Source organism: Pseudoalteromonas sp. SANK 73390 (assembly GCF_054966645.1).
On the sequence record NZ_ARPN01000110.1, the window covers coordinates 1 to 19,190 of the forward strand.

At 40.0% G+C, this 19,190-nt stretch carries 19 protein-coding genes, 2 tRNA genes and 1 pseudogene; 6 read left to right on the plus strand and 16 right to left on the minus strand.

Going from position 1 to position 19,190, the window contains the following annotated elements; translation table 11 throughout:
- The 5 genes and pseudogenes from SANK73390_RS15250 to SANK73390_RS15270 all read right to left on the minus strand — a co-directional run.
- Positions 1–184 (minus strand): annotated as a pseudogene (locus tag SANK73390_RS15250) (transposase); the annotation flags it as partial.
- A 271-nt stretch (positions 185–455) separates the two neighbouring features.
- Positions 456–836 (minus strand): hypothetical protein, encoded by a 381-nt coding sequence (locus tag SANK73390_RS15255; protein WP_462766961.1) that lies wholly within the window; start codon positions 834–836, stop codon positions 456–458.
- A 9-nt stretch (positions 837–845) separates the two neighbouring features.
- Positions 846–1,376 (minus strand): hypothetical protein, encoded by a 531-nt coding sequence (locus SANK73390_RS15260; RefSeq protein ID WP_462766962.1) that lies wholly within the window; start codon positions 1,374–1,376, stop codon positions 846–848.
- A gap of 83 nt (positions 1,377–1,459) precedes the next feature.
- Positions 1,460–2,839 (minus strand): class II fumarate hydratase, encoded by a 1,380-nt coding sequence (locus SANK73390_RS15265; protein ID WP_462766963.1) that lies wholly within the window; start codon positions 2,837–2,839, stop codon positions 1,460–1,462.
- Between the two features lie 225 nt (positions 2,840–3,064).
- Positions 3,065–3,244: a hypothetical protein gene (locus tag SANK73390_RS15270; RefSeq protein ID WP_462766964.1), complete on the minus strand. Its 180-nt coding sequence runs from the start codon at positions 3,242–3,244 to the stop codon at positions 3,065–3,067.
- A gap of 177 nt (positions 3,245–3,421) precedes the next feature.
- On the opposite strand from SANK73390_RS15270, the gene SANK73390_RS15275 reads away from it, so the two are divergent.
- Positions 3,422–4,009 (plus strand): DUF938 domain-containing protein, encoded by a 588-nt coding sequence (locus SANK73390_RS15275; RefSeq protein WP_462766966.1) that lies wholly within the window; start codon positions 3,422–3,424, stop codon positions 4,007–4,009.
- Here SANK73390_RS15275 and SANK73390_RS15280 read toward each other — a convergent pair.
- From SANK73390_RS15280 to SANK73390_RS15305, 6 genes are all read right to left on the minus strand, one after another.
- Positions 3,989–5,110 carry a GNAT family N-acetyltransferase gene (locus SANK73390_RS15280; RefSeq protein WP_462766967.1) on the minus strand — a complete coding sequence of 374 codons (1,122 nt, stop codon included), beginning with the start codon at positions 5,108–5,110 and terminating at the stop codon, positions 3,989–3,991. The two genes, SANK73390_RS15275 and SANK73390_RS15280, sit on opposite strands and share 21 nt — an antisense overlap.
- Positions 5,097–6,371 carry an alpha/beta hydrolase gene (locus SANK73390_RS15285; protein WP_462766968.1) on the minus strand — a complete coding sequence of 425 codons (1,275 nt, stop codon included), beginning with the start codon at positions 6,369–6,371 and terminating at the stop codon, positions 5,097–5,099. Before SANK73390_RS15285 ends, SANK73390_RS15280 begins: the two co-directional genes overlap by 14 nt.
- Positions 6,372–6,450: 79 nt before the next feature.
- Positions 6,451–9,156: a CHASE domain-containing protein gene (locus tag SANK73390_RS15290; RefSeq protein WP_462766970.1), complete on the minus strand. Its 2,706-nt coding sequence runs from the start codon at positions 9,154–9,156 to the stop codon at positions 6,451–6,453.
- Between the two features lie 246 nt (positions 9,157–9,402).
- A tRNA-Ser gene (locus SANK73390_RS15295) sits at positions 9,403–9,495 on the minus strand.
- A gap of 19 nt (positions 9,496–9,514) precedes the next feature.
- A tRNA-Ser gene (locus SANK73390_RS15300) sits at positions 9,515–9,605 on the minus strand.
- A gap of 194 nt (positions 9,606–9,799) precedes the next feature.
- A complete protein-coding gene (locus SANK73390_RS15305) occupies positions 9,800–9,943 on the minus strand; it encodes a hypothetical protein (RefSeq protein WP_261595011.1) in 144 nt (47 codons plus the stop codon).
- Positions 9,944–10,227: 284 nt separating this feature from the next.
- Between SANK73390_RS15305 and SANK73390_RS15310 the strand changes: the two genes are divergently transcribed.
- Positions 10,228–11,067, plus strand: a complete 840-nt coding sequence (locus SANK73390_RS15310; RefSeq protein WP_462766972.1) for a diacylglycerol/lipid kinase family protein — start codon at positions 10,228–10,230, stop codon at positions 11,065–11,067.
- Positions 11,068–11,103: 36 nt separating this feature from the next.
- Here SANK73390_RS15310 and SANK73390_RS15315 read toward each other — a convergent pair whose 3' ends face one another.
- Positions 11,104–12,015 carry a DMT family transporter gene (locus tag SANK73390_RS15315; protein ID WP_462766974.1) on the minus strand — a complete coding sequence of 304 codons (912 nt, stop codon included), beginning with the start codon at positions 12,013–12,015 and terminating at the stop codon, positions 11,104–11,106.
- 132 nt (positions 12,016–12,147) lie between these two features.
- On the opposite strand from SANK73390_RS15315, the gene SANK73390_RS15320 reads away from it, so the two are divergent.
- Positions 12,148–13,590, plus strand: a complete 1,443-nt coding sequence (locus SANK73390_RS15320) for an aminotransferase-like domain-containing protein (RefSeq protein WP_462766976.1) — start codon at positions 12,148–12,150, stop codon at positions 13,588–13,590.
- A gap of 33 nt (positions 13,591–13,623) precedes the next feature.
- On the opposite strand, the gene SANK73390_RS15325 is transcribed toward SANK73390_RS15320, so the two are convergent.
- Complete coding sequence (locus SANK73390_RS15325; protein ID WP_462766978.1) at positions 13,624–14,421, minus strand: YggN family protein; 798 nt, start codon at positions 14,419–14,421, stop codon at positions 13,624–13,626.
- Positions 14,422–14,733: 312 nt separating this feature from the next.
- On the opposite strand from SANK73390_RS15325, the gene SANK73390_RS15330 reads away from it, so the two are divergent.
- On the plus strand, positions 14,734–14,916 hold the full coding sequence (locus SANK73390_RS15330; RefSeq protein WP_261595024.1) for a PA3496 family putative envelope integrity protein: 183 nt from the start codon (positions 14,734–14,736) through the stop codon (positions 14,914–14,916).
- 40 nt (positions 14,917–14,956) lie between these two features.
- On the opposite strand, the gene SANK73390_RS15335 is transcribed toward SANK73390_RS15330, so the two are convergent.
- Together SANK73390_RS15335 and SANK73390_RS15340 are read right to left on the minus strand one after the other, a co-directional pair.
- A complete protein-coding gene (locus SANK73390_RS15335) occupies positions 14,957–15,442 on the minus strand; it encodes a glutathione peroxidase (RefSeq protein WP_462766980.1) in 486 nt (161 codons plus the stop codon).
- 38 nt (positions 15,443–15,480) lie between these two features.
- The gene (locus SANK73390_RS15340) at positions 15,481–16,356 is read right to left on the minus strand and encodes a LysR family transcriptional regulator (RefSeq protein ID WP_462766982.1); all 876 of its coding nucleotides are present in this window, start codon (positions 16,354–16,356) and stop codon (positions 15,481–15,483) included.
- 177 nt (positions 16,357–16,533) lie between these two features.
- On the opposite strand from SANK73390_RS15340, the gene SANK73390_RS15345 reads away from it, so the two are divergent.
- Positions 16,534–17,688, plus strand: coding sequence for an iron-containing alcohol dehydrogenase (locus tag SANK73390_RS15345; protein WP_462766984.1), 1,155 nt, complete (start codon positions 16,534–16,536; stop codon positions 17,686–17,688).
- 180 nt (positions 17,689–17,868) lie between these two features.
- Positions 17,869–18,510, plus strand: a complete 642-nt coding sequence (locus SANK73390_RS15350; protein WP_462766985.1) for a cytochrome b/b6 domain-containing protein — start codon at positions 17,869–17,871, stop codon at positions 18,508–18,510.
- 55 nt (positions 18,511–18,565) lie between these two features.
- Here the strand turns inward: SANK73390_RS15350 and SANK73390_RS15355 are convergent, their stop codons facing one another.
- Positions 18,566–19,015 (minus strand): c-type cytochrome, encoded by a 450-nt coding sequence (locus SANK73390_RS15355; RefSeq protein ID WP_462766987.1) that lies wholly within the window; start codon positions 19,013–19,015, stop codon positions 18,566–18,568.
- Between the last annotated feature and the right edge of the window lie 175 nt (positions 19,016–19,190).

Below are 19,190 nucleotides of genomic sequence, written 5' to 3' on the forward strand. Positions count from 1 at the left end.
TACACATCTTCGTCACTCGATCCGGTATTGAAATAAAGTGATCCCATGCCTTTGAGACTTCATCAACAATTTCTTCATACCCCGAAAACACTCTATTGAATAAACAATGTTGTCGTATCCAGCTCCATACTTGTTCTATTGGATTTAGCTCTGGTGAATAAGGAGGAAGCTTTATTAGCGTGAGTAGTTACCATTATGTGCAATATTGAGTATTTATCGTTACTATTGGGACAGGTAAATAAAATAAGGGTTCTTGTGTCGCTTTACTTAATCTATTTATTGGTGATATTCTCTTTATTCGGTACGTCAGCGAGTTATTTTCTGCGCTTTTTATATTTTTATTTAGTAAAGAGACGTATAGAGATCCAGTATATATGGTATGCGGGGGGGTGTGCCCTATCGGTTGTAGTTATTTCGGTAATAGGGCAATGGTTTTTAACTAAATAGGCTATGGTCTATAGGTTTGGCACTGCTGCTTTATACATAGAGGTGTAACAGGAATGACAGGTTTGCACATTTTTTTGCGCAGATGATTTTTTGTTCTTAAGGCGTTCTTGGGCTGTTATTTTTGTAGCGATATAGTCCAATGCTTGCTTATCACTATGTTTCGTTGAGTAAATTACGTATTGGCTGGGGCCTTCACAAGCAGGTCGCTCACCCAGCGCTAGTACTTTGCATTGATAGCTGGCATCACACTGTTTATTAGCAATAAGACTATTTAGAGTCTCAGCATGAGGTGTGGCGAGTGTACTTTGCTGTGGTGTCCATATTGTATGACAGCCATTAAGTAATAATCCGCATAAAATGATAGATATAAGGCGCAGTTGCTGGGTCATGGTGGCTCTTTAGAACGTTTCTTGAGACGAATTTTCTAATTTAACACATTTACTTGCAACGCACTGTGTTGCAGGGCGTGTTAAATGCTGGCAAATACTAACCATATTGTTCTTGGCATTATAAGTGCTTTCGTATTGTGTGATTTTAGTTGTCACTTGCTTAACCGTTTCTGTCGCTGCTGACTTGCTTGAATATACCAAGTAGCTGCTTGGTCCACCACATGCGCGACTGCCAACTGCTTCCACTTGACACTGTGTACTGTTATCACAGCTTAAATCTTGGGTAAGTGTTTTCAACTGGTTGTGCAATTTCTGAATGTCCAGCTGTGATACTTCACTGATAATTGATTTAGGTAGCTTTTCTGCTGGGGCAACCGGGTTACTCTGTTTTTTGTTTTCTTGTTTATTGATAACCGTAGCTTGATGAGAGTCTGTTTTACTGTTGTTTTTGGGGCTTTCTTCACTACCGTTAGTAACTTGGTTACAGCTTATCAAAAGTATGGACATTGATAGTAGTAGTGTGTGTGTTAATTTGAACATATTTACTCCTTTCTTTTCGATTATTTTGCCCGTTAACTATACATGTTACAAGTGTTAACCTACATAACTTAAAAACAGTCATATTATGACAGGCCGCCTCGAGTGAGCTTTTCTGGGTCTAACAAAGTTTTTAATTCTTTTTCACTTAATTTTGTGTGCTCCTTTGCAACCTCTATAATTGGCCTGCCTTGTTGATACGCAAGTTTAGCAATTTTCGCCGCCTCTTCATAACCAATAATTGGGTTTAGTGCAGTGACCAAAATAGGGTTTTTGGCTAATGCTTTTTTGAGGTTTGACTCATTAATTTTGAAACTGGAAATGGTTTTATCAGCAAGTAAGTGGCTAATATTAGAGAGGATTTCAATACTTTGTAATATATTGTATGCAATAATAGGTAGCATCACGTTGAGTTCAAAGTTACCCGATTGACCTGCGACGGTAATTGTTGCGTCATTACCGATAACTTGTGCACTCACCATAGCAGCAGCTTCTGGAACAACGGGGTTAACTTTACCTGGCATGATGGATGATCCTGGCTGTAATGCTTGCAGTTCTATCTCACCAAGACCAGCTAAGGGGCCTGAGTTCATCCACCTCAAGTCATTCGCTATTTTCATAATTGCGACTGCGAGTGTTTTTAATGTGCCTGATAAGTTAACTATACTGTCTTGACTGCCTATACTAAAAAAGAAGTTGCTTGACGGGCTAAATTCAATTCCCACACTATTACTTAACTCTTTGTTAAAAAGTTTAGCAAAATTAGGATCGGCATTAATGCCTGTACCTACAGCTGTTCCCCCTTGAGCAAGCTTGCATAGGTTTTTTAACTGCGATTGAATATTATGATATGCATGGTCTATTTGAGCCTGCCAACTACCAAGAGCTTGAGAAAATGTTATAGGCATTGCATCCATCAAATGTGTTCTACCCGTTTTTACATGCTTACCTACAGCGTCACTTTTATCACTAATTGATTGAGATAAGTGCTTAAGCGCAGGAAGTAGTTGATAAGTGATTTGCATTGCGCAACTGACGTGTATTGCTGTTGGTATAACGTCATTGGAGCTTTGCCCCATATTGACATCATCATTAGCATGTATTGTTAAGTTACTTATTTGGCTTGCTAATGAGGCAATTACTTCATTGGTATTCATATTGGTACTAGTACCAGATCCCGTTTGAAAAACGTCTACAGGAAATTGATCTAGATGATTTCCATCAATAATCAGATGTGAGGCTTTTATGATTGCGTCTGCTTTATCAGCAGGTAAATGACCTAAGCTGCTGTTTGTTTGCGCTGCTGCCTGCTTGATATATGCCAGTGCATGAATAAATGAAGTTGGCAGTGTAAGGTTACTTATGGGGAAGTTGTTTATTGCACGTTGTGTTTGTGCTTTGTATAACGCATCTTTAGGTACTTCAAGTGTGCCCATACTGTCTTTTTCTAGACGTGTTTGTGACATTATTGCTCCTAGTTATTTTCTCAAAGTGCATGCTAAGGTAGCACAGTTGTATTGGGGTATTAATGAATTACGTCGCTAATTTTTGAGTTGATAGGCGCTTTTTTATGATGAAAAAAGGTGTGTTTAATTGGTAAGTAATTTAATTTTCGCTAACTATGTAATGATAACGCATTACATAGTTAGCCACTAAGTAGGATAAAAACTTAGTGAAAAGTACACACTTGATTAGTTGTAACCAAGGACAAAAACTTGTGCCGTCTTCGGCACATCTTCTTGCTCATTAGGAGTGAGAATATCTTGTACTTCTTTACGGTAATCATCGCTTTGTACGAATAAGTTATCATCATGGGCTTCAATAAGACCACTTTCACGAATAGGCATGTGAGTGATGGTAGAAATAAACATTATTAGGTCCTCGTGTGGCTATATGTCACTATAAATATAGCAGATGTTATGCCATCATAAAAAAGCTACACAAAAACAATGAACTAATATTTTTGTGCAGCTCTTTCTCGGTATGTTCTTTAATGAGTTGCGTCAATATTGGGCAATAATGAGCAAAATAAGTGCAAGGAATTTAATGTGAGTAAACCCTTTTCTCAAGCATGCGAAAATAATAAGGCCCCTATACTGTCGAGGTTAAAGCCTTATCTACAGGATTATGACCATGTGTTAGAAGTTGGGTCAGGCACTGGACAGCATGCCATCTACTTTGCGCAGCAGTTGTCGCATTTAATATGGCAAACGAGCGACAGAGCTCAAAATCATGCTGGTATTCAAAAGTGGCTGGATGATAGCCAAGTGAATAATGTAATAGCGCCATTGCCACTTGACTTGAACGAGGGTTGGCCCATAGAACAAGTACAAGTTATTTATACTGCAAATACCATGCATATAGTGAGTGTCGAATTAGTTAAAATGTTCTTTAAAGGGGTGGCAAAACACTTAGCTGTAGAGGGGCTTTTGTGTATCTATGGGCCATTTAATTATGGGGGGGAATTTACGAGTGATAGTAATGCACACTTTGATGCGCATTTAAAAATGAATGACCCACAAAGCGGTATTAGAGACTTCGAGTGGATTTGCTCACAGGCACAACATGTAGGACTTCGCTTACTTGAAGACTTTACAATGCCCGCAAATAATCGTTTATTGTTGTTTAAACGGTAATACAGATAAGCATTGTGCTTTGTATTGCTTTATGTGCATATGTTCGCGTTGCAAAAAATCTGCAATGGCATCGCGGAACATTGAGTTTGCAATATGATGAATAGAGTGAGTTGTGACAGGCTTAAAACCTCTCATTAGTTTATGTTCACCCTGTGCCCCTGCATCAAACTTTTCTATTTCAAACTCAATTGCATGTTCAATTCCTTGATAATAGCAAAGTTCAAAATGTAGTGATTGGTAATCCTCTAAAGCTCCCCAATAACGGCCATACAAGGTGTGTTTATCGCATAAATAAAGACTGGCTGCGACCAATTGTTGGGCATTGAATGCACAACAAAGGTGAACCGCTTTTGGTAGAGCTAAAAGTAGCTGCTGAAAAAATGCTAGATTAAGATATCCTTGGTGACCTGAGCGTTTGAGGTAGGTTGCTTGATAGCATTGGTAGAAACTGACTAGTGTATCGGTATCAATTTCATCAGCGGTTAACCATTTTATTGTTAGTGCATTACTTTGCGCTTGTTGACGTTCTTTCTTTATCATTTTGCGCCGTCTTGAGGTGAGTGTATTTAAAAAGTCGTTAAAGTTTATATAGCTATTGTTATGCCAATGAAATTGTACCCCTTGGCGCGAGAGAAAGTCATCATTAGCGGGGAGGTGTTCTGTAAAAAAGTTGATATGTGCGCCAGACCAATTATTGATATTACAGCTATGCTTGAGCGTTTGAAAAATATACTCAGCTAACGGCTCAGTAAGCGCTTTACATAGTATGCGGTTGCCCGTAATAGGTGAAAAAGGCACTCCACAGAGCCATTTAGGATAATAGTCCAGCCCGTATCGCTGGTATGCGTCAGCCCAAGCCCAATCAAAAACATATTCACCATACGAGTGGCTTTTAAGATACCCGGGTAAAATTGCTACGAGAACTTTCTCAGTATAAATCAGTAAATGCTGGGGCTGCCATCCGGTTTCACTATTTACACAGCCACTTTCTTCCAGTGTATGCATCCATGGGTAACTACAAAATAAGTTATCTCCTGCAAGCTCTTGCCAAGTTTGCAAAGAAATAGCGTTGATAGATGAGATAAATTTATGGCTGAACATAGTTTGACATTGTGCTATTTAAAAAAGTGCTAAGTTGGCGTGTAAAGTCATCATAAGCAGGGTTAAATGTTAGTCTCTGCAAGGGGGCAGTATGACGGGTGTTTTGTTCAGTGCGCTCGCCAAGCAAAGGTGCCGGGTGTTGTTTGCATGCTAAATACTCTGGAATGTCAGATAAATATCCGCTGCAGCTACGATATAAACCTTGCCATCCATAATAAGGATGCGAAGCTGGTTGCAAGATACCAATATGTGACATGTCTATGACTTTGTCACATGTGTGATGTGTGCACTGTGGTGTGATCAACTTATAGTCTTTTGGTAATTTGGCTGTTGCGTTGTTGGCGTTGCCATAATAGTACAGTATATGTGTTTGAGGCTGTTTGCTGACAGAGTTAAAGCGACTTAGCATTGCTAAGTTAGCTACGCTATCAATCGTAGTATCTACCTCACTAAAAGCAGAAAATAGTGGCAAATGTGCAGGTAGTGAGTGCAACTTTAGTTCAGCCATAGCGTCATGAGCTAAAGCTGCCGCCTGCCATGGGAACGATTCATATTTGGCAAAGTCTAGGTCGGCATCCTTATCAATCCAATTTATGAACGGTATTTTGGCGATCCATTTAGCTAACCAGCCGTGTTTATTGTGAGGTTCACTGGCAGGAGAGATTAATGCAAGTCCTTTTAAGTTGCTTGGTGTATGTTGTGCAACATGTGCAATGGCTAAAGCAGCGCCTGTGGAATAGCCTAGTATAGCGAATTGTTCAAAGTCTTTTGCCGTTCGTGTGATGGCGTATTCAACGGTGTCTTGCCAATCTTTTAGTGTGACATACTGTAAATCACTGGGTGCCGTTGCATGACCTGGGAGCAGTAGTGTACGTACGTTATATCCTTGTTGATATAAGTCCTTAGCTAAGTAATGGAAAGTAAAAGGTGAATCTGTTAAGCCGTGAATAAGTAAAATGGCACGTTTTTGGTTATTTTGACTTAACTCAAAGGGTGCAATAAGGTCAGAGACTGTGAGCTGTTCGGCATTATACCCAAGTTCTTTGGCAACCGGGGTGAGGATAGGGCAAGGTTGCTGTGCTCGGATATTGCGACTTGCTATGAGTGACTTAATTTGGGCTAGATAGTCGCGAAATGGAACATCGATGTTGTTAGGAATGATGATAGGGTCTTGCTCGTGTGCGAAACGGTATAACCCTTGTTGTTGTGCTTGAGGTATTTGTTGCCAGTTCTTTATCACATCTAAGCAAGTTTGTGTCATAACCTTATCTGACGAGGCCAGAGTGCTAGTACTGGCACACCAGCATATTAAAAACAGAACAAATAATACTTTCATCGAGTTAACAGTAATTGGCTAAACATATTGCTAGCTTATCCCGCTCTAATGGTTTTGCAAGGTGTCTATTAAAACCAATGGCTAAAGCATGGGCTTTATCTTCAGGCATCACATCTGCAGTGAGCGCAATAATAGGGAGGTCGTCAGCATTTTTAAACTGACGTATTGCCGCTGTGGCTTGGTATCCATCCATAATGGGCATTTGGCAATCCATTAGCACAATATCGAAGTGGTGATGTTTCACAGCCTCAAGGGCTTCTTGGCCATTGGCGACAACGGTATGTTGAATATCAAATGATGATAACATCGCTTTGATCACTAATTGGTTCACTGGGTTATCTTCAGCCACTAAGACTTGCAGGCAATGTATTTTCGACGTATCAACGTGTTCTAACTGTGTACTTTGAGCACTTGAATTTAACAGTTTAATGGTTAAGGTGAATGTACTTCCTTGACCAACTTGGCTTTTGAGACTAAGAGCCCCCTGCATAAGTTCTGAGAGCTCTTTTGCAATGGCTAAGCCCAACCCGGTACCGCCATATTTCCGTGATGTTGAATTGTCAGCTTGGCTAAAGGCATTGAATATAGCAAGCTGTTTATCCGCCTCTATTCCGATACCTGTATCTGTCACATGAATAATCAAGCCCACTTGCTTTGTGCCATATTCAACCTCAACGTCAAGCATCACACTGCCTCGTTGAGTAAATTTAATCGCATTACTGCATAAATTGATCAACACCTGCTCTAGGCGCATTTCATCACCTATGACCCAAGTTGGGCCGGGCAAGTTGTGGATGATTTGCCATGCTATACCTTTTTGCTGGGCATTAGATGAAAACATCGTGTCTATTCGCGAAAATAGTGCTTGTAGGTCAAATGGATGAGCGTCTACTTGCAAATGGTTTGATTCAATTTTAGCAATATCAAGAATATCATTGACTAAATTGAGTAGTGTCTTTGAGGCTGAACCTATTTTCTCTATGTAGTCGCGAAGCTCCCAGCTATTTTGCGTAGCACTGGCCAATGAAGCAAAACCAATAACAGCATTCAGTGGCGTGCGTATTTCGTGGCTCATGTTGGCTAGAAAACGGCTTTTAGCCTGATTGGCGCGATCCGATTGCGACTTTGCTTGAGCGAGTGAGCGGGTACGTTGTTCAACAAGCGCATTTAAGGCGTGATGTTGGTAATTAAACAGTAGCAATATATAAACAATTAAAGCGGTAATACTGAGCTGTAATATTAGTAGCATGAGCGTTAGTTTGTGGTTCTGGCGTGAGGTGTACTCGTCTTTGGCGGAAAGTTCCATACGCCATTTTTGCCCTGCAAAAAATAAAGTGATGATTTTTTTATTGTGCTCATCTATGAGTTGATCTGAGCTAAAATTTTTATAAAACACATCATTGTTACTAATATCATAAAAGGCAATATTGAATAACTGTGCTTGAGCTTGTCTAAGTGCCTCGCCAAGCAGGGTCTCAACTTGCACAACGGCTGTGGCATAGCCTTTTATTTCATATTTGTCTGAGGAAGAACTTGGTTTAAAGACTGGTGAAAATAGCAAATATGCAGGTGAAGGACGGCTATCTTGTACTAAGTAAATAATATCACTGGCTTGTGGCTCGGTGGTTTTATCCGCTTTAATAATTGCTTGCTTACGATTGTTTTTAGAGAAAACATTAAAGCCTAATGCTCCTAAATTGCCATTCAGTGGTGTAATATATTTAACTACGACTAATGGATCGGATTGAATAATTGGCTCTCCTTTAATATCAATATCGTCTCCATAGAGTTCTGCAAGTTGCTTGTTCAATTGAGCCCGTTGACTCAGATCAATACGCTCATTCCACGACAATGCGCGTAAAAAGGTGTACTGAGTTTTGAGTGACTTTGCGATTTGTTCAAACTCTAGTCTCGAAAACTGTTCTCGAGCTTGTAGTTGATGCGCTAGAGCTTGTATTGCTAACATACTTTGATTTACATAGCGGTAAATTATATTTTCAATAATTTGTACTTCACGCTGAGCGTTGAGGTGAGCGCTTTTAAGGTTATTTTGGTTATATAAAAATGTTGTTAGTGCAACCGACAAGCAAAGCACCGAGCACGCAGCAAAGGTACTGGCTACATTGTGTAATTTTTTAGTTTTCGTAAGCCAAGGTTGTAACGCTATAAGCAGAACTGGTGTTGCTATCAGTACACCCAAAGAGTCACCAAGCCACCAAGCAAGCATATTGTTCCAGTGATTAGCAAAACTATATTCAGGGTGGTAAAAACTTAATGCAAATACCCCAACATTGGCAGATATCAAGTTAATCGCAATACCAATTAAGCCAATAAAATAACCAATATGTAAACGACTTTGTAGGTGTAACGGGTGGCCAAGCCATGCTCGTAGTAAGTATCCTCCTACTAGCGCTTGTAAAACGGCGCCAAAAGCAATTACGCATACTTCAATGGCATTTGGTAAAGACAAAGCAACTACACTCCAGCCATGAGCAGTAGTCCAATTAAATGCTGCTGATGCTAGCGCTAAGCCGGGCACAAAGCGCCAACCCCAAATAAACACGCCGACCAATGCGGCACCTGCTGGTAGCCAAATGGGCAAAACTTGATCTTGAAAAGCAAATACGGTTAGTAATTTGCCAAATATAAAGTAACTCGATGCGAGCAATAAGTAACAGAGCTGAGATTGCCATTTTTGCTTAAAATTCATAATCCACTTACTCAGTTAATCTATGTGGTTGCAAGCAAGTATCATAGTCTAGATTATATACGAAATGTGAGTGTATTGTTTCTAGCATGGGCAAAGAACTTTTTTAACTTATATAGTTATATTTAAGTCGATGATCTAATGTGAATTATTTGAATTAAGAAGTAAAGAGTTGGTGGCTATATTTTAGTGATGGGCGAAAAAATAGCTATAAAAAAACCGCTCATAAGAGCGGTTTCTCAAAAGAAATGGCGGAGAAGGAGGGATTCGAACCCTCGATAGGGCTACAAACCCTATACTCCCTTAGCAGGGGAGCGCCTTCAGCCACTCGGCCACCTCTCCGGCGCAAAACTGTAAAATATGGCGGAGAGATAGGGATTTGAACCCTAGAAGGGCTATAAACCCTTGCCGGTTTTCAAGACCGGTGCTTTCGACCACTCAGCCATCTCTCCATGGGCAAAGATAATACTTAGCGAAATTGCTGCTGTAAACTGTTTTTCTACTGATTGCCTAGATTTTGAGCTAAAATCATTGAATTTATTAGTTAAGGGCTAAAAGTGAAGTAAATTTAAACAGTTGGAAGGGGCCATTGAATTAAAAAGGCAAAGCGCTGCAGGTTGGGAGGTGCAGCACTTTTAGTAAAGTTTTACTTATAAAGCGTTACATGACTTAACGCGAGCAATTTACCAAGTCGGTTTAAAAACGACATCCAGTCAAAAGATTTTTTTGCTGGTACGGTATGTGTGGTGTTGACTTGCGTGTTGCTGCACGCAGCAGCTGAATTAAGCATGTTGACTCCTGCTTTATAATGTTGACTGAAAACAAGGCTATTTTGCGCGCTAATTGGATAAAAATAAAACGATATTTTTTATCTCTTTCGGATAAGATTATCTAATGTATTTTTAATTTATGAGATGGTTTTTTACAAGTTTAATGTGGTTTTATTCACTTATTCAAAAGTGTAATTTATTTTTTGTTATTATTTTCCAGTATATTGGTGGTTTTTTTCTTGGGCCCCCTGTTTTTTGTTGAATAGTTATTCAGGTTAATTAATTTTATTTTTAAAGGGTTTATATGCTGGTGGTAGTCAAGCCTAGTCGTGCAAAAAGCACGTCGGCACATATTGCGTGGTTAAAAACGCAAATAGCATGTAAAAAAATATCATGTGATTGGTTTTACACAAGCGGTCATTATGAACTGGATGTCGAAAAGCTGCGAACTTTGATGTGTCGGCATGACTTGCTTGTGGCGATCGGGGGTGATGGTACAATTAATATAGCCGTGAATGCCATTGTAGGTTTAGATTGTCAGCTTGCTATTTTGCCTGCAGGCACAGGCAATGACTTTACTCGACAGTTTAAACGCACCACAAAGCGGTGGCGACAGAGCCTATTTCTAGATAGAACAAGGTCAATTGATGTAGGGCAGGTAAATCAGCGTTACTTCATAAACGTGATGGGGCTGGGTTATAGTGCTTATGTTGTTAAAAAAATTGAGCGCAATGAGGCGAGGCATCGCTTTCGTTATTTATGGGCTGGTTTAAGCGCATTATTGTCTTATGAGGGTGTAATCGTGCAATCTGAGATTGATAAAACACCACAAGCTTTGATGATGTTATTGTTTGCTAATGGGCAATACTTTGCTGCGGGAGTGTGTTGCTCTTCGTATGCGAGCCCTGATGATGGTTTATTGAGATGCATACAGTTTTCACCAAAAACACGTTGGGAAAGAGTTAAAGTTTTCTTATCGATGTTGTTTGCAAGGCATAAAAAGCAGCCAAGTGTATACAGCCGTAATTTGACACGTTTTGATATCATCACACCAGGCTTAGATATTGAAGCTGATGGAGAGATTATAGGAAAAACGCCTGCACAAGTGAGTATTCTCCATAGTGCTATTTCTTTAAGAGTATGAAAATGCCACGAATGTGGCATTTTAGTTTGACGCTGGTTAGCTATTTACTGGGGAAGGGACTAGCCAGGTTCGAAGCTTGTCAAAAGGCGTTAACACGATGGCATTACCTAACAGCACCAATAAGAACCCGATGAAAGTATTATTTTGCCATACGAACCCTTCAAAATATGTACTCAACATAACAGCAACTAACGGAAATAGTACAATGATATAACTCGCTCGCTCAGGTCCTATCCGTTTAAGTAATGAAAAATAACTGGCAAAAGCGATTACAGTGCCAAAAATAGCTAGATATACCAAAGAAGCCCAGTATTGCCAGTTTGCAGTAATCCACACTGACAGCCCTGTTAGTTGAATATATATAAATAACAGTAATGCGCTGTATAACATGCCCCACGCATTACCCTGTAATACACCTATCTGGCGATTAGAGTTACGGACACTGATCATATTGCCAAATGAGGCAATCAAAGTACCGAGTAAGGCGAATATTAATCCGCTGATCACAGCATTTTCTAAATCAAAGTGGGCTAAGTCTTGCCAAAACAGTGAAACAATCCCCATTAAACCCAGTGCGGCACCAAAGTAGATGCGTTTGGCGATTGGTTTGCCAAAAAACAAACGAGTATTGATGATATTGAATACTAATAGCAGCGAAAATGCGATTGAGGCCATAGCTGAGTTGAGGCTATTTTGCGCCCAGTATAAAAAGAGGTAATTTGCGCCAAAATTACAGATTGCTAATAAAATAAAAAAACCATGCTCTTTTAGGCTGTAGCGCATTGGCAACTTTTTAATTAAAACATAAATCCACATACAAATTGCCGCAAGTGCAAATCGAAGGAACAACGACACAACCTCATTCACATCACCAAGCTGAAATTCAATCGCTAACCATGTTGAGCCCCAGATCATTACCGTTATTATATAAAGTAATATATCTTTCATTGCTAATCCTATAGAGTTCGTAAGCGTTAACTTACTATTTTTTAAGGTTGGAATAGTTGCTATTTTAGAGTTATATTTTGTATATGCCATATACAGAAAATGATAAAAACAACCTATACAGATGGAGGGGTTATGAGCTTTGTAATATCAAAACAGCAAGACGCATACTTATACCAGCAGGTAGTGCAATTGGTTTTGGATATGGCTGAGCAAGGCGTGATCCGGGCAGGTGAAAAGCTACCCTCCTTGCGAATGATGGCTCAAAAACTTGATGTCAGTATTCCAACTGTAAAGCAAGCTTACCAAGCGCTAGAAGCGCAGGGTAAAGTCACCGCTCGAGAAAAGTCTGGATACTTTTTACAAGCTGTACAGTTATCACATGCTATGCCAAAGCGTGTGCGCTTATCGGCACAACCGATGGCAGTTAATAAACAGTATTTAATTGAGCAGGTATATCATGCGATTCATCAACCGAATGTTATACCGTTTGGTATTGCAAATCCTGTTGCAGTGGCCAGCACTGATAAGGTGCTTGCCAAGCTCATGCGCAGTGCTATGAATAAAGCAGGGCAAAGCATGGTTAACTATGGCGCAATGGATGGCTTGGCCGAGTTGAAACGGCAAATAGTCAAAAGGTATCTTGATATTGGCCTTGTTGTTAGCCCTGAAGAGGTTGTGATTACCAATGGCGCGCAAGAAGCATTAGCAATCGCCTTGCAATGCACGACGTCAGTTGGGGATGTTGTGGCCATTGAGTCACCTTGTTATTTTGGCATTGTGGAGCTAATTGAGAGTTTGGGGCTTAAAGTTGTAGAGATCCCCTTGTGCCCTGAGGGTGGTTTATGGCTTGCGGACTTAGAGCGTGTTTTGAGCAAGCATGATATAAAAGTGTGCGTCTTTTCAACCAGTATAAATAATCCGCTTGGTTCATGTATGGGTGACCAAAAGCGAGCAACATTAGTACGACTGTTAGAAAGCCAGCAAGTGACATTAATTGAAGATGATGTGTATGGCGATTTACATTTTGCAGAACATAGAGGAAAGCCAGCCCAGTGCTTTTCTCAAACCGGCAATGTAATTACCTGTTCATCATTTTCTAAAACAGCCGCCCCGAGCTACCGAATTGGATGGTTGATTACACCAAAACTAATAGGCCGAGCCAAGCGCTTAAAAAGAGCCTTGAGTTGCTCATCATCGTTAATGAACCAGTGGGTGTTAGCTGATTATTTGGCCAGTGGTGAATATGACCGCCATTTAAAGTTAATGCGCAAGCGCTTATTAGTGGCGAAAGATTATATGATTATGGCATTGCGCAGATACTTTCCTCAATTTGTACGAGTAAGTGAACCAAGAGGTGGGTGTGTTTTATGGCTTGATTTAGGGCCGCAATACGATGGTACAAAACTATTTCAATTGGCTTTAGCTCAAGGAATAAGCATAGCACCAGGTGTGCTATTTAGTGCCAGCAATAAGTTTAGCAGTTGTATTCGCTTGAGTTATGGTGTGCAGTGGAATGAACACACAGAGCAAGCAATCGCGACTCTTGGAAAGCTGGTGGACCAAGCAAAAAAATAGTCGGCAGATGCCGACTATTTCAGGGAGATAGAATTAGTTTTTGTAGGTAAACAGCTGATAATCAGCGAACTCAGGGATCTGCTGTTGTAGTTGATTTTCAGTTTGAGCGATCACTTCAAACTGGCCACACAATGCATTTGCTTGTTGCTTAAGATTTTTAGCTTGCATTTGCACTTTGTCTTCAATTTGTTGGCCCATGTTTTTCATGCGTTCTTCAAAGGTTGCCATATCGCCGCCAGAGCTGACCATTTTTGAGCCAACAGCCATGAGAATACTACCAATTGATTCCATCATAGCGCCCTCTACTGCAGACTCAATACGAGTTTCAAATTGCAGCTCAAAGTTATGACCAAACTCAGTAAAAGTTTGCTCTCCCATAACAAATGCACCTTGTTGATAAAAAGTCTCATTCACCTCTGTTTCTATTTCGCCAAGTAAAGTGTTTAATGAACTAAATTCTTTAAGCTCAAATGCTGCTGCCACTTCTTCCAGAGCAACACCCGCTATTTTTATCCCATCAAGTGCGATGTTTGCCACTTGTGGTAATTTTACCCTGAGTTCATCCGCATAGTTCACAACTGCCAGTTGTTGTTGGGGGCTTAATGAAATAGGCGTACTATCTAAAAAAACTAAACCAGAGTCAGTGATGCGTAACTTACGATTGTTCTCACTATTAGTAATGAATAGTTCATCAGGTGTGATGCGAACATCATTTTTAAAGTTCACCGCACATTCATCTGAGCTAAATTGGAAATGAGAGCCATCTATTTGCGAGTGTGCAAAAGAAGCGGAACTGAATGTAATTGTTGCTGCCAAGATTAATTTTTTCATGTGATAAAGCCTTGCTGATGAATGATATGTATATAACTATTCAAAACTAATGCCAAAAAAATAAATTATTAAATATTAGTGGTTTACGTATTTTTTTGTTGTTGTATGCAGAAGTTGCATTATATTTTTGACCATTATTTAGCTTCTTTGACCAAAATAAAAACAATGATAAAAATTATTTATTAAAACGATAAAAAACTCTCACTTTTCAGATTTGCATTTTCCAGCTAAATAATCATTTAGGTGAAGAATTAATGCTAGTTATTGGCGCTTCACCAAGTAACTAATATTAACACTTATTTGGAGTGGGTTGTGGGTAAGACATTTTCTTATGATGCGCTTGATGATGATTTTGTAGATGACGAGTATGAGAACCTCGGTCGTAATCAGCATGATAAGCAAAAGCGAAAGGTGAAGAGAAAGCTTGATGATTATCTTGAACAAAAACGTTTGCGCAAAAATTTAGGTGAAGATGATTTTGATTATCTAGACTAATTAAAAAGGAGGCAGCAGCCTCCTTTTTAATTCGGTAATTTTAAGTGTGCTTAAGGGCATCTTCAATTGCAGTAGTTAGTTTACTTGGTTTTGTGGTTGGCGCAAAGCGCTGCAATGGTGTACCATCACGACCAACCAAGAACTTGGTAAAGTTCCACTTAACACGATTGCCAAATAGTCCTGGTAAGGCACTTTTGAGAAAGCGGAAAATTGGATGAGTGTGTTCGCCATTGACCTTAATTTTTTCCATTATAGTAAAGTCAACGCCGTAGTTAATTAAGCATCCTTGCTGGATTTGTTGAGCGTCTCCCGGCTCTTGTCCGCCAAACTGGTTACATGGAAAGCCGATAATAACTAAATCTTGATCCTTATATTGCTCATGTAATTCTTGTAGTCCTTGATACTGGGGTGTTAAACCACACTGACTTGCAGTATTTACTATTAATACTACTTTGCCTCTAAGTACTTCAAAGTCAAACGCTTGACCTTGTAAAGTGTTAGCAGCAAGCTGATAAAACTGTGACATAATTGTCTCCTTTGATACGTTGCTTTAAAAAGAACGTATTACTTTTTTGCAAAGCTATCGAGTAAAAACTCAATCAGTAAACGTACGCGGTAAGGCATGAGATCTTTACGAGGGTAAACTAACCAGGTTGCCCCATCATTTACTTGGAAAGGTTCTAGTATATACCTGAGTTGCCCTTGTTCAACATAAGGTTGCACGATGTCTTTGGCCAAATGCGCAACGCCTAACCCCGCTAAGCAAGCATTAATCAATGCAAAAGAGTTGTTACTTCTCCAATTGCCAGAGACTTTTACTTCCTCTTGCTGTTGGCAAATGACAAATCGCCAACGGCCGTGGGTTGCAGACAAGCAATTATGTTGGTGTAGTTCGTATGGGTGGTGAATATCTCCATGCTGACTTTGATAACCTTTGCTGACGACCCAGGTCATAGGGCGGGTACACAGTTTACGAGCCACTAAGTTGGAGTCTTGAAGTTGGCCAAAACGTATGGCTAAGTCAAAGCCTTCTTCTACTAAGTCCACATTACGGTTGTTAAAATCAAGATCAACAGTAACTTCTGGGTATAGCTTCAAAAAGTCAGCTATACGAGGCGCTACTTGGTTTGCTACAAAATCACCGGCCGCCGCTATTTTTATTAATCCTTTAGGCGTATTTTGTACACCTTGTGCTTGATTGGTCGCATCAATTAACTCTTGCTGTATAACCTTAAGCTTGGCTGAGTACTGGCGGCCAGCATCTGTTAAGTTTTGGGTGCGAGTTGTTCGCTGTATTAACACCGTGCCAAGGCGTTGCTCTAATTGTTGCACTTGCCGACTTACGTAAGATGTAGACACTTCAAGTTTTTCAGCAGCTTTACTAAAGCTACCTTGCTCAACTACCGCTAAGAATACTTCGAGGCCTTGCCAAATCATCATCACTTTACCAGTTTTTCATACAATAATAATATTATAAATGCTTTATTTTTGCTGTGCAGCAAAAGTGATTTGTATTTCAGATATGTTTGTTATGGCTAGCTTTGACTAGACTGGACATTAATAATTACGTGTTAAACGTACACTTTAAAATTGTAATAAATAACCACGGAGCACAGTATGCTAAATTTCAGCTTTGCAAATTCAACGCAAATACATTTTGGTGAGCAGCAAATATCAACTTTAAGTTCAAATATACCTACTGATGCAAAAGTGCTGGTGGTATACGGTGGCGGTAGCATTAAAAAAAATGGCGTTTATGATCAAGTCTGTGAGGCCTTAAGTGCCCACTCATGGGGAGAGTTCTCGGGTATTGAGCCAAACCCAAGTTATCAAACCTGTATGCAGGCTGTTGAGCTTGTTAAGCAGCATAATTATGACTTTATATTGGCTGTAGGCGGCGGCTCAGTCATTGATGGGTGCAAATTTATTGCCGCAGCAGCATGTTTTCAAGGTGAGCCTTGGGATATTCTTGCCAAAGGCGCAGAGGTTGACGCTGCTCTACCACTGGGGGTGGTGTTGACGTTGCCAGCAACAGGTTCAGAGTCAAATAGTTTTAGTGTTGTATCTAACAAAGAAACGAATGATAAACTGCCATTTGCAACCCCTTTAGTTCAACCTAAATTTGCCGTACTTGATCCAAATGTTATGACTACGCTTCCAAAGCGTCAATTAACAAATGGAGTAGTTGATGCATTCGTACATACGATGGAGCAATACCTTACTTACCCTGTGGATGCCAAAGTACAAGATCGATTTGCAGAGGGGCTACTTTTGACACTAATGGAAGAAGGGCCAAAAGTACTGGCAGATGATGCATCCTATGAAGTGCGCGCAAATGTGATGTGGTCTGCAACAATGGCATTAAATGGCTTGATTGGCGCCGGAGTACCTCAAGATTGGGGAACGCATATGATTGGTCATGAGATAACCGCTGTATATGGCCTTGATCATGCGCAAACATTAGCAATTGTGTTACCACGTATGATGGCAGAGCAAAAAGAAGCGAAGCGAGAAAAGATACTTCAGTATGCGCAGCGGGTACTTAAATTAGATGTCTCTAACCCTGAAATAGCTATTGAGCAAGCGATTGAAAAAACAGAGCTGTTCTTCCATAGTGTGCAAATGCCTACCCGTTTTCAAGATTACCAATTAGGTGAAGAAGTTGCTGATGCAATTGTTACACAGTTAGAGCGCCATGGCATGACAGCGCTAGGAGAGCACCAAGCTGTGACACTTGAAAAAAGTCATCGCATTCTTTTACAAAGTGTTTAACATGTCTCATTGGGGTTTGCCGTAAACGGGTAAACTCCTTCTTACTATTTTAAACATCCGAAGCCACAATCAAAACCATACGGCTAAATACATAATTTTGGTCAATCATAGCCTTTTATCTGTCTTTCAAATGAACATTTGATATTGTAGGCGCATCTGTTATTGATTTAGAGAGTCGAAATGACAAAAGTGTGGGATGGGTTTATTCGAGGCTTTCATTGGCTACTAGTAATAGCTATTGCAGCGCTATATATTAGTGGAGAAGAGGGGTGGCTGGACGTTCATTTTGTTGTAGGTTTCACGTTATTGGCTTTGATGCTGACGCGCCTTATTTGGGGGGTAATTGGTAGTGATACGGCTAAGTTGACAGCATTATTACACTCGCCTAAGGTCGCACTATCTGCAATACGTAAAAGTGAATCAACAGTTGGACATAACCCTGCAGGCAGTTACATGGTGTTAGTATTTTTTGTGCTGATCATAGTGCAATTACTCACTGGCTTAATGAGCACAGATGATATTCTTATTGAAGGGCCATTAGTTGCTTACGTGCCATACTCTTGGAGTGAGCTTGCTTCACAGTTGCACCATGATAACTTTGATATACTGCTTATTGCTATTGCATTGCATATCGTGGCAATCACTGTTTACCGAATGAAAGGCAAAAATTTAGCTAAAACGCTTATTACAGGCAAAGATCAAGATGCGACTCATGCGCCAATTATGCGTTCGGGCAAATGGGCGTATTTAATTTTTATTGGACTGACGGTGCTCATTCTGAGCACATGGGGTATTCAACCATTGACGGCATTATTTGGCTAAATAATGTAGTAAAGACCTAAATACAATAATTGTTTAGGTCTTTACTTAAATAGTGTCAATCTTTGAAAGATTTATGGCAGTCTTTACAGCCTTTTGCCCAGTTTTTAAATGCTGGACCAATCACGGCCTTATCAGCGGTGCGTGCAGCTACCGCAAGCTCTTGAGCATATTTCGAAAAAGCTTGTGCTTTTTTATCGAACGTTGCCTTGTCTGACCATATTGCAGGTAATGCATCGGTATTACCTTTATCTGACCCAGCAATAAACGCTTCCCAAGGGATTGTTGATAATTGTGCAGCATTATTTGCACGTTGCTCAAAACGTTTTGCATCAAAGGGTATTTTCCCTTTTAACATATCACCCATATCACCAATTTGGTAACGAATAAGTTGAAATGCGGCTTTACGGTATTCAATTGCGTCCTCACTTGATTCAAACAAACTGCTTGCGGCGACGTTTGTACTAAAGCCAGCAGTGGCTAATGCCACGATCAGTACCTTTTTCATTTACTTACTCCATTAAATGCTATTTTAAAAATTCAGTGTTACGGAAAAAGTCTGCAGAGGCAAGTGCTATGAGGTAGGGGTGTCTAAAATTATAACCTAACTAAGAGTATGACCCTTGAATCATGAGATTGTTACATTTTTTATGGACATTTACTTTCTTTTACATTTTTTTGTA